The 10668-nt window shown below is 55.6% G+C and carries 9 protein-coding genes; 3 read left to right on the top strand and 6 right to left on the bottom strand.

The features are described from left to right. Window positions 1–1053 carry an HD domain-containing phosphohydrolase gene (locus DACE_RS02255; protein WP_202898946.1) on the top strand — a complete coding sequence of 351 codons (1053 nt, stop codon included), beginning with the start codon at window positions 1–3 and terminating at the stop codon, window positions 1051–1053. Between the two features lie 9 nt (window positions 1054–1062). On the opposite strand, the gene DACE_RS02250 is transcribed toward DACE_RS02255, so the two are convergent. The 3 genes from DACE_RS02250 to DACE_RS18765 all read right to left on the bottom strand — a co-directional run bounded on the left by DACE_RS02250 (window position 1063) and on the right by DACE_RS18765 (window position 3050). Further along, the gene (locus DACE_RS02250) at window positions 1063–1968 is read right to left on the bottom strand and encodes a sensor domain-containing diguanylate cyclase (RefSeq protein ID WP_005997994.1); all 906 of its coding nucleotides are present in this window, start codon (window positions 1966–1968) and stop codon (window positions 1063–1065) included. A 111-nt stretch (window positions 1969–2079) separates the two neighbouring features. Next, a complete protein-coding gene (gene gloB, locus DACE_RS02245; protein WP_005997992.1) occupies window positions 2080–2829 on the bottom strand; it encodes a hydroxyacylglutathione hydrolase in 750 nt (249 codons plus the stop codon). Window positions 2830–2918: 89 nt separating this feature from the next. Then, entirely contained in the window at window positions 2919–3050 is a 132-nt protein-coding gene (locus DACE_RS18765; RefSeq protein WP_272940844.1) for a hypothetical protein, read from the bottom strand. A 122-nt stretch (window positions 3051–3172) separates the two neighbouring features. On the opposite strand from DACE_RS18765, the gene DACE_RS02240 reads away from it, so the two are divergent. Both DACE_RS02240 and DACE_RS02235 read left to right on the top strand, forming a co-directional pair. Continuing rightward, entirely contained in the window at window positions 3173–4606 is a 1434-nt protein-coding gene (locus DACE_RS02240; protein ID WP_005997990.1) for an aminotransferase-like domain-containing protein, read from the top strand. Next, window positions 4596–7118: a DUF748 domain-containing protein gene (locus DACE_RS02235; RefSeq protein WP_005997989.1), complete on the top strand. Its 2523-nt coding sequence runs from the start codon at window positions 4596–4598 to the stop codon at window positions 7116–7118. The genes DACE_RS02240 and DACE_RS02235 overlap by 11 nt, the downstream gene beginning before the upstream one ends. 2 nt (window positions 7119–7120) lie before the next feature. Here the strand turns inward: DACE_RS02235 and DACE_RS16945 are convergent, their stop codons facing one another. From DACE_RS16945 to DACE_RS02220, 3 genes are all read right to left on the bottom strand, one after another. Next, entirely contained in the window at window positions 7121–8395 is a 1275-nt protein-coding gene (locus DACE_RS16945) for a tetratricopeptide repeat protein (RefSeq protein WP_005997987.1), read from the bottom strand. Between the two features lie 223 nt (window positions 8396–8618). Next, window positions 8619–9023 (bottom strand): hypothetical protein, encoded by a 405-nt coding sequence (locus DACE_RS02225; RefSeq protein WP_005997984.1) that lies wholly within the window; start codon window positions 9021–9023, stop codon window positions 8619–8621. Window positions 9024–9054: 31 nt separating this feature from the next. Beyond that, a complete protein-coding gene (locus tag DACE_RS02220) occupies window positions 9055–10491 on the bottom strand; it encodes a choice-of-anchor F family protein (RefSeq protein ID WP_005997982.1) in 1437 nt (478 codons plus the stop codon). Window positions 10492–10668 lie beyond the last annotated feature (177 nt).

The raw sequence follows: 10668 nt of genomic DNA, 5'->3' as shown, positions 1-10668 counted from the left end.
ATGTCTATAAGTGAATCCAAAATACTGATCGTTGATGACAATCCCGCCAATGTGGCTCTTCTTGAAGCGATCCTTGAAGAGGACGATTATCTGCACCTGTTCAGCACCACGGACCCGCGTGAGGTGGTGACGTTGTACCACGAACATCAGTTTGACCTGATCCTGCTTGATATCCGTATGCCGTGGCTGAGTGGTTTCGAGGTGATGGCGTTGTTGGATGAGGCGATTGGCGAGGATTATGTGCCGGTCATTGTCCTGACCGCGCAAACCGATACTGAAACCAGAAGGCGTGCTCTGGATGCTGGAGCCAAGGATTTTCTTACCAAGCCGTTTGAAGCTTGGGAGGTGTTGCTGCGCATTCGCAATTGCCTGGAAACACGCATGTACTATACGCGCCAGGTACTGCGAGCTGAGACGCTGGAAAAAGAGGTGTGTCAGCGCACCGAAGAGATTCGTCAGACCCAGTTGGAGATTGTGCGCCGTCTCGGTGTGGCGGGAGAATTTCGCGACAACGAAACCGGTGCCCATGTGGAACGGATCAGCCATTTTTCCAGTTTGTTGGCCCGGTTGCACGGACAGGACTCGGATTATACCACCATGCTGTTTTATGCCAGCACCATGCACGATGTTGGTAAGATCGGGATTCCCGATGCCATTTTGCTTAAACCGGCGAGGTTGACAGAGGAGGAGCGGTTAGAGATCAACCGCCATCCGGTGATCGGCAGTCAGATTATTGGCGATCATCCCTCGGAACTGATGACCATGGCCTGGGAAACGACCCGTTTTCATCATGAAAAATGGGACGGAAGCGGTTACCCACATGGACTGGCCGGAGAGGAGATTCCCCTGTGTGCGCGAATTGTCGCGGTCTGTGATGTGTTTGATGCTTTGACCAGTCAGCGCCCCTATAAAGAGGCTTGGTCGGTGGAGGATGCCGTTGCCGAGATTCAGCAGCAAGCCGGGCACCATTTTGATCCCCAACTGGTGGTCTTATTCGTTGCTCACCTTGACCAGTTTGTCACCATTCGCCAGCGTTTTGCCGATGAGGACTGAGGCTGCCGGTCAACCGATTGTCAACCGATTGCGCCCGTTCTTTTTACTGGTGTAAAGCAGTCGGTCCGCGCGTTTGATGAGGCTGTCGAGCGTATCATCGTTTTGCGCCAAGGTGCCGCCGAGAGAAACGGTAACCGCCAGCCGGTGCTCCCCCCATTTCAGGTACGATTGTTCCACCAGCATCCGTAACCGCTCGCCGAAAGTGAGCAAGTTCTCCCCATCGAGGTTGCGGATAATCGCGATAAACTCCTCGCCGCCCCACCGTCCGTAAATATCAAAAGCCCGACCATTGTCGATCAGGGTTTTCGCCAAAAATTTCAACACTGTGTCGCCGGCATCATGACCGTAGGTGTCATTGATCTGTTTAAAATGGTCGATGTCGAAGAAATAGACGGCAAACGGCAACTGGGTGCGACGAAATTCAGTCAGATGTTTCTCCAGTTGTGATTCAATGTAGCGGCGATTGGCCAGTTGGGTCAACTTGTCGACCAGGGCCAGTTGTTCAAGTTCTTTGACGCGCAGCTCATTAGCGCGATGGTCGGAGATGTCGGAGAACAGTTCAGCCGCACCGATCACCGCCCCGGTTTCATCCGTGAGCACAGAGATGCGCACGGAGACCGGAACACGGTGGCCCTGTTTATGGTGCAGATACACCTGCGCCGCCCGAGGCGATTGATCCGTGATCGTAGCCGCCAGTGGGCAATGGCCGAGGCACAGGTTGTTGCCGGTGTCATCAACATGAGTGAGGATATCATCCCCGCAACATGAGCCGATCACTTCTTCGGCGGTAAACCCGGTGATCCGTTCTGCGGCCTTGTTCCAGAAGGTGATGGTTCGGGTGTGGTCGACGAAATAGAGACCGTCGTAAAGTTCATTGAGAATGGTACGGAAATTTTTTTCGTCGAGACTGCACATGCGTTTGTCCTCAGTCCTGTGTGAAAACCGAAAGCTGCTTTCATTGAGGATCTTTTTTAGAGGGCTACTTTGTTAGGTTCCCATGGTGATTTATCACTTTTTGTATTGGCATTAAAAGCGGTTTTTTCGCTGACGCAGATCGGTGAACACCTCAACAGCAGAGGCCTGCTCCATTTTCAATGCCCGCTGCAGCTCTTTTTCCTCACAGCGTAGAAATGGATTGCACAGCAGTTCTTCGGCCAGAGTTACCGGCAAGGTGGGTTTTCCGTGGTTGCGCAAATAGTGTACCCGTGACAGTTTGTCATGGACAGTAGCCGAGCTGGGTTCGATGCTGGCGGCAAAACGGTAGTTCTCTTCGGTGTATTCATGACCGCAGTACAGTCGGGTCGTTTCCGGCAGGGCAGTGATTTTCTGCAAGCTGTGGTAGAGCTGCTCCATGGTGCCTTCAAACACCCGACCGCAGCCGCCGCTGAACAGGGTGTCGCCACAAAATAATGCCTCGCATTGCGGAAGATAGTAGCAGCAATCGCCTCGGGTGTGGCCGGGCGTGTGCATAACCTGAAGGGGCCATGGCAGGCCGGGAAGAACACTGTCTTCCTGTAACAGACGGTCCACGCCGACAATGCGCTCGTCACCACCGGCAATATGGCAGCCGGTGAGTCGTTTGAGAGTCAGATTGCCGCCGCAATGATCCTGATGCATGTGGGTGTTGAGGATCAGCGACAGGGATCGGCCGTGTTTTTCCAGATAGTCGAGGACTGGCTCGGCTTCCCCGGGATCAATGGCAATGGTGGTGTCGCCGTCGCTGATCATGTAGGCGTAGTTGTCGTCATGGGCCTGAAGCAAAGTGATCTCAACCATTGGCTCCTCCTTCACTCTAAAAGAACATCGTCTTTCCAGAGTATAGTGCCTGAGGCGAAATCTCAAGTGACGCTTTGGTCAACACCCTGTTATAAACCGTCAAGCTGTAGCCGGTCGACCTGTTTCAACGGATCCGGAGTGTGCCCAGTGGGCTTGGGAGTGCACGACAGCCACAGCAGGGCCGCAAGAGCCAGGACGCTGATGATCAGAACGAAACGCATGGTTTCTCCCCTTTTTTAGACGTGAAAAAGACATGGTTCAAGAAAAACAAAAAAACTGTTTACAAAACAGATACAGAAAACTTAAAAAATGATCAGTACAGTTTTGCGTGGGGAGAACCGTTATGAGTGATAGTCCGTTTCGTTATCAGGCCGTGGAAAACCATATTCGTTCGATGGCCCAGCGCGGGACATTGACTGTTGGCCAGCGCCTGCCGTCACTGCGTCAGCTGAGTGGCTCATTGCGTCTTTCCATCGCGACCGTCAATACGGCCTATCAGGAACTCGAGCGCAAAGGCCTGGTTGAAGCTCGCCAACGTTCCGGGTTTTTCTGGTGCGGTGAAAGCTGCCCGCTGCCGCAACCGCAAGGGGAGGGACGGGTGGATGATCAGCCACGCGGCGTGTCTCGACCGGAGTTGACCCGCGACGTGTTGGATACCGTGGGCTGTACCGACCTGCTGCCGTTCAGCGTCATTTGTCCGGACGTGTCGCTGTTGCCGGGCAAGGCGCTCAGTCGCCTGCTGCAACAGCAGATGCGTGAACAGGGCGATCTGATGCTCGGGTACAGTGAGATCAGCGGTGATCGCTGGCTGCGCCAGCAGATTGCCCGTTACGTGGCTACGATGGGGATTCAGGTCGATGCCGATGAAATCATTGTCACCTGTGGTGCCATGGAGGCTCTTTATCTGGCATTGCGCAGTCTGACGCGTCCTGGCGACAGCGTTGTCATTGCGTCGCCCACTTATCATTGTTTTTTACAACTGATTGAAAACTGCGGCTTGCGTGCTATTGAGCTGCCATCTGATCCACAGCGTGGCATTTCACCGCAGCAATTGGAGAAGGTCCTGCAACGTCAGCCGGTGAGTGCCTGCATTCTGTGCGGTAATTTCAACAATCCGGACGGTAGCCGGCTCAGTGATGCTGCCAAGCAGCAGATTGTCGAACTGCTGGCCCGTTATGACGTGCCCCTGGTTGAAGATGATGTGGCGGGTGAGCTGTATTTTGGCGAGCAGCGGCCCTCGACCTTTAAAAGTTATGATCGAAACAACCAGGTGTTGCACTGCAATTCGTTTTCCAAAACCCTGGCTCCCGGATTTCGAGTCGGTTGGCTGTTACCGGCGCGCTATTATGACCGGGCGCTGGAGATGAAATACACCACCAACGTCTCTTGTGCCACTCCTACTCAGCGGACTGTGGCTGCTTATCTGGATGCAGGTTACCATACCCGTCATCTGCGCCGCTTGCGGCACTGTCTTGAAACATCGATGCACGCCATGTTGCAGGCTTTGGGGCGAACCTTTCCCGATGGTACGCGTGTCACCCGCCCAGAGGGCGGCAGCGTGTTGTGGATGGAATTGCCACAGCGTCTTGATGCGGTAGACTTTTTCTTGCGTGCCAAACAGCGGGGTATTGCCGTGGCTCCGGGGGCGATCTTTACCACTCAGGATTGTTACGGCCATTTTATCCGTCTCAGTTACAGTGGCGTGTGGAACGACAATCTCGAAAGAGGCGTGGAACACTTGGGCCGGTTGGCCGGGGAGATGATCGATGAACAGTGATTCGCACCATGACAACGACATCCCTGCACAACCCGATCCGGCAACCGGGCCGGTGTCTCGCCACACCTGGCGAAACCGACTGTTGGTTGTCGTCGTTCTGGTTGGTGTGGTGGTGGCATTATTGCCTGAAGCGTTACGTTTTGTCGCAGTCACCTGGCTGGATCGCCAGCCCGAGTTGAGTGCGCGGTTGGATGATGTTGATTTTAATCCGTTCACCGGTCTGTTGCGCATCGAAGGGCTGCAGGTGACGCGCAACGGTGAGGACGTTGCACTGGCCGAGTTGATAGAAGTTCAGTTGGACTGGTGGCCGTTGTTCAAGCGTCGTCTTGATCTTGAGCAAGTGACGCTTGGTAACGTGCTGTTGATGGTTGAACAGCTCCCGGACGCGCCGTTGACCATTGCTGGCCTGGTGCTGAGTCGCGAGGATTCTCTGGCCGACGAGACTGCGCCTCCGTCAACCGGCCAACCCTGGGGGATCAGCAGCGGCGTGGTGACCTGTGATCAGGTTGCTGTGGTATTGCGCCACCGTCATCAGGACACTCGAATCGACATTGATCATCTCACCAGTTCGCCCCTGGTTTCTTGGTTGCCGCAGCAGGCCGGCGCACTCGATCTTTCACTGTCAGTCGCCGGCGGAACGCTCCGTTGTGTGGGAGAAAACTATCCCTTTGCCCGTCCTGCTCGCAGCGAGATGACTTTGGATGCTCAAAATCTTGATCTTGAGACGCTTGATCCCGTGCTGACGGCGCTGGGGTGGAGCCGCACGCGTGGTCATGTTGACGGCCACCTGCGTGTACAGGCCTCGGCCGCTGTGGAAACGCAACCGGCGCGACTGAAGGTCGAAGGGCAATTGAGCGGTAAGGGCCTGGCCTCTGATCATGCTGCGTTGTGGGTGAAACAGTTGGATCTTTCCTGGCAGGGGCAGCTTGAGATGCTGTTTGATCACAATCTGCACCTTGCCGGACATCACCGCCTCGAAATCGGTCCGGCGCAACTGGTGTTGCAACAGCCGGGTCTGGAAGTTGCTTCCGGTCAGTTGATTTGGGAAGGGCTTTTGACCCTCAATGGCCAGATCGAGGTGAACGGAACGGTCGAGGTGGACGACCTGAGTGTTCTGGACTTAGCAGGTGGCACGACATTGCTGGGTGTGGATAGTGGTCGGATTGGCCCGTTTGCGTTCAGTTCCCCGGGCACACTGAGCGTGGATGAGTTCTCCCTGGCCCGCGTCACTCTGCTTGGCCGGGGCGATGTTGCGCTGCCGCGACAACCGCAGGTCTTCTCTCTGGCGAAGCTGACGGGGGAACAGGTGTCCTGGCTGGCGCAGCAGCATCTGTCCATTGCGCGCCTGCATCTTAGCGGGCTGGCTGGCGATGTTGTGCTGTTGCCGGGCGGTGCTCTCGAAGCGCGGCAGTGGCTGCCGCAGTTCGTCGCACAGGCGTCGCCGCAACAGGGGGATGCGCGTGATGATTCCCCACCGTTGGCCGTTGTCGTCGGTGCATTTGTGGTGGATGGCAACAGCCAGCTGGTGATCGAGGATCAGGGTGTGACTCCATCGGTTCGTCTGCATGGTGATGATCTTCGTTTGCGTTTGGGGGCGCTGGACAGCCGTCGCTCTGAACAGCGTTCTTCCGTGGCGCTTGACGCCCGTCTCGATGCGTATTCCCGTTTGCACCTGCTTGGCGATGTGGCGTTGTTTGCCCAGCCGTTGTCGCTGAATCTGACAAGTGAATTAAGCGAATTTCAGCTTCCCTCGATTTCCGCTTATGTTGAGCGAGGTATCGGTTATCGTCTCGAACAGGGCCAGCTCAATCTGCACCTGGAGGGGCCCGTCGAGCAGGGCGTTGCGGCGTTGACCAGTCAGGTTCATTTGAAGCGTTTACAATTGCGCCCCTTAACACCTGAAGATGAGCTTGAGGTGGGTGAACGTCTCGGGCTGCCGGTCAATATGGCGCTGTCACTGTTGCGCGACCGCCAGGGCGACATTGCGCTACAGATGCCGATTCGTGGAGATCTGTCCCGTCCTGATGTTGCGATGGGCTCCATTGTACGTAAAGCGGTGGTGGGGGCGGTGAAAAATACGGTCACGTTGACTCTGGCACCGTTGGGCATTGTTGCCAAGGCCGGACAATTGGTGGGGATCGGTGGTCAGCTAACGTTTCAGCCGCTGGTGTTTGAACCCGGCAGCACGACGTTGACATCGGACAGCCTGGTTTACCTTGAGCGTGTTAAATCCTTGCTGGCAAAGCGTCCCCAACTGACCCTCTCGTTGTGTGGTCAGGTCTCTGTGGCCGACCGGGAAAGTCTTCTGAACTCAGCGCGGCAACGCTCTGGTGAGACCGCGGATTCTACGGTTCTGTCACAAGAGTGGATTCGTCAGTTGGCAATGCAGCGTGCCGAGTATGTCAAACAGTTACTCAGTCAGGAGCCGCTGGTGAAGTCCTCTCAGTTGCTGTTGTGCAATCCGCCGACCGAGCTGGTTGACGGCCCCGGTGCCGTTCTGGTGCGTCTGTAGCGTTATCCGGGCAAGAATTGCAATTTGAGCCGCGCTTCCTGCAGTGCACGCTGGAAGCGGTAGGTGGTTGGTTGCAATTGCGCGGCGCGTTCAAATTGTTTAACCGCTTTGTCAACGGCACCGTTGGCCAGATAGGAGCGGCCCAGCCAATAGTTGGCGTGGGCGTTGTCCGGTTCAAGTGAGACCTTGCGCAAGCCGTAATCAAGCGCCTGCTTGTGGTGAAATGCCATGCGCTCGAGATTGCCGAGCAGTTCAAAGGATTGTGCCAGGGAGAGATTGACGGCAATGTTCCCCGGTTCCCGCCCATAGCGGCGCATATCAAGGCGAATGGCCTCTGTTAAGGTTTGGGCTGCCTGGAGACCGTGGCCAAGTTTTTTTTCGGCAAAGGCGAGGCGTTGTCGCAACGCAACCGATTCGGGGCGCTCCTGCAGCAGTTTCATGTACAGATGTCGGCTGTGATGCCACTGGCCATAGCGGCCATAGCGGTCGGCGAATTTTTTTACACCGTTGTCGATACGCGCTTCCATGCCATGGCGCAAGCGGGGACTGCTGTAGCACAGTCCGGTGGTGAAAAGCGCCAGAAAGATTACAGTGCACAATGCTGTTGCCTGGGGGCGCACTGAAGATTGATGAACCACGGATGGTGCGTGGCGGTGCAGGTAGTGCAGGGTGTAAAGGAGCATGGCTGCGCCAACGAGGATCTCCGCCAATTCCGCTTCATTGAAACGCAGTAAGCGCAGTTCAAACAGGGCAGCGGTACAAAAGTATGGCCAGAGAAACAGCGGCGGTGGCGGCAACCACCGTTTCAGGGCCGCCACTCCGGGAATCCGTTCGCTGATGCGCAGGGCATACAGGGTGCTGAACAGGATAAGGGCCATGGCCAGCGCGATTTCAATACTCTGTTTGAGCAGGGTGTTGTAGGGACCGGTGATAAAGTTGTGCAGGTTGGTCTCCTGTTGCAGGTTGTGTTGCTGGAAAAACGCCGGTGTTTCCAGATTCAGCAGGCGTTGCCCCCAGGAGATCTCCTCGCCGCTGACATACAGGCAGGACAGCGCGAGCAGGGCAAAGAAAAACCGCCAGCGATTTTTGTGCCGTGCCAGAGTTGCGGCGCACACTAGCGTGGCGGCAAATAGATAAAACTGACTCCATTCGCCGAGCAGATCTTCATAGGTCAGCCAGATGTAGCCCATGGGTGAGAGGGTTGCCAAGGAGGCGAAGATCACCATCAACATGACGTAAAACATGATGGAAAACGGCCTTTCGAGGTTGTTTCGCATCGCACCCTCCTGAAAAAGCCTCCCCCGCCGGAGGCTTGGCGGGGGAGAGAAGCAGTCGGCTAATGTCGACTCGTAGGATGTTGAAAAGTCCCATCCGGGGCCTTTTCAATGACGCAAGCCGAAAATACGATTTCCGTCTTGCTCATAAAATCAAAGACTTGAAAGCCTGTCTTTGATTTTAGTCGCCCGTCCATGGGCCCACAGGCTGTTTTTCAACAGCCTGCTAGTGGTAGTCGTAGTAGTCATAGTAATCATGATCATCGCTGTCGCTGTCGCTGTCGCTGTCGTGATCATAGGTGGTGTCCTGGTTGACACAGTTTCCACCGACTTCGACTTTGGGGGACCAGTAAACACCGGTGGCATAGGCCGGAGCCTGCCAGTTGAATTCCAGTGTTGTGGTGCGGTCAGCGCCAAGATAGGTTTCCTGACACAGGTGACCGATGACGGTGCCGGCGTCGTCATAGCCGAACAGTTTGACGGCAGCGCGAACCGTGTTGTGAGTGACGTTGTTAATTTCCGCCTTAACCATGGCTTGCTGGTTGATTTGGACCTGAGTGCCGGCCTGAGCCATGCTGACGAAGATAAAGGTCAGCAGGATGGCCAGTAATACATTCTTCGAAGTTTTCATTGATTCCTCCACGTATTGATGCGTTCAACAATTAAGGGGTAACGGTTGTCGGAGCCGTGATGGACACGACGAAATCCTGGGGATCGGTCGTGCCGGGTTCGGCTTGGGCAACGGTTGCATCAAACGTCGGGGTGATGCGGATGGTAAACGAGGCGTTGCCATTACCATCATTGGTCGGCCAGGAATCAATGTTGCCAACGGTCATGTAGCTGTTGACATTGACATTGGCCAGGTCATCAATGTCGCCGGGAATCCACAGTGGATCATTAGCCCAGGCTTCCAGGGTGGCGGCATCAACGGGAATCGGTTGACGAACATCGGTGCCGACAGAGGGCGGAATGGTCCAGGTGCCGTCGCCATTGTCGACAACATCCACTGACTCGCGATAGGTGACCCAAGTGCCGTCACAACCGGCATTGGGGGCGCCGGCCAGAGCGGCCGCTTCGTCAAATACGCCATCACAGCTCGCCATCAGAGCGTTATCGGTGTAGACGATGCCGTCCATGTCGAAGAAGTAACCACCCTTCATCTGGTCTGCAGGCAGCCACTCACCAAACATGTCGCGGTGCACCTGACTCAGACCGGTGGTCTCGATGTAGGTTTCACCTGCCAGCAGGCCGAAGGTCGCACGCACATACGGGTTAAAGTAGCCTGAAGATGTGTGGTGTTTGTCCGGAGCGCCGAACAGGCCGTGAGCCATCAGAGAGTCGAGTTCACCTTGGTTGGCCATGCTGCTCGGGGTCGGAGCGGTGTTGGAAAATTTGCTGCCGTTGCGCAGGCAGAAGGACAGGCCCTGTCCGGGCAGGGCTTCGGTGAAGTTGCCGTTCGCGTCGAGGAAACCGAGCTGGGTGGTGTAGCCGGTAACACGCTCGCCGGTGTGGTTGCCATATTTCTCCAGGATACGGTAGATCTCTTCCGTGGCGGTTTCGCTGACCTGGAAGGTCAGATCAACGGAGCCGTCGAGAACATAACTGACCATCTTGAAGCGCTTACTGGACTGCCAGGGATCGGAACATTGCTTGACATCAACGCCCCACCAATCGCTCATCTCAAGGGCGTCGGGGGTAGAGTCAGGGTTCCAGCCGGCGGACATGATGCAGTTTTCGCCGGTGACATCATCGTTGTTGACGATGCTCAGGCCGGGACCCTGCGTGTCACGCTCTTTCCAGGTCATGGCGCCGTTGGTGAAGAAGTTGGCACCAACAACGTATTTGGCATAACCACTGGGCATAAATCCGCCCGTTGCCACGGCTCCGGTATTGGGGTCTGTCAGGGAGCCTTCCGGAATGTAGTTATACTGATCAAACACAAAATCCGGATCAGTGACAGTGGTTGACGGACCGATTTCAACGCTGCTCATATCCCAGCTGGTGATCTGGGATGCCTCGGCCGCATTAAAGGTTGCCAGCGTACCGACGGCGACGCCAATGGCAATGGCAGTTGAAATCATGCTTTTTGCTCGTTTCATTTACCTCTCCTCTTCGTGCTGGTTGGGGGGGTGAACATTTTCTGCTCCTTGTCTTGCTCATCGATGGAACACATCTTTTCCAATAAAAGATGGTGGCAGTTTGCCATCGATGTTGGCTGGCCAGCCGAAATCGAATGTTCATTTTGTTCGGGTTCTCTATCTGCAGAGGCTATGCCA

The organism is Desulfuromonas acetoxidans DSM 684 (assembly GCF_000167355.1).
GTDB classification, from domain to species: Bacteria; Desulfobacterota; Desulfuromonadia; order Desulfuromonadales; family Desulfuromonadaceae; genus Desulfuromonas; species Desulfuromonas acetoxidans.
Note: the sequence above shows the minus strand (reverse complement) of the source record. Positions and strands in the feature narration are given on the sequence as shown.

Bases quoted from the DNA above. Each gene is read 5' to 3' on its own strand.
- DACE_RS02255 (WP_202898946.1), top strand. From the start codon at position 1: ATGTCTATAAGTGAATCCAAAATACTGATCGTTGATGACAATCCCGCC.
- DACE_RS02250 (WP_005997994.1), bottom strand. From the start codon at position 1,968: ATGTGCAGTCTCGACGAAAAAAATTTCCGTACCATTCTCAATGAACTT.
- gloB (WP_005997992.1), bottom strand. From the start codon at position 2,829: ATGGTTGAGATCACTTTGCTTCAGGCCCATGACGACAACTACGCCTAC.
- DACE_RS18765 (WP_272940844.1), bottom strand. From the start codon at position 3,050: ATGCGTTTCGTTCTGATCATCAGCGTCCTGGCTCTTGCGGCCCTGCTG.
- DACE_RS02240 (WP_005997990.1), top strand. From the start codon at position 3,173: ATGAGTGATAGTCCGTTTCGTTATCAGGCCGTGGAAAACCATATTCGT.
- DACE_RS02235 (WP_005997989.1), top strand. From the start codon at position 4,596: ATGAACAGTGATTCGCACCATGACAACGACATCCCTGCACAACCCGAT.
- DACE_RS16945 (WP_005997987.1), bottom strand. From the start codon at position 8,395: ATGCGAAACAACCTCGAAAGGCCGTTTTCCATCATGTTTTACGTCATG.
- DACE_RS02225 (WP_005997984.1), bottom strand. From the start codon at position 9,023: ATGAAAACTTCGAAGAATGTATTACTGGCCATCCTGCTGACCTTTATC.
- DACE_RS02220 (WP_005997982.1), bottom strand. From the start codon at position 10,491: ATGAAACGAGCAAAAAGCATGATTTCAACTGCCATTGCCATTGGCGTC.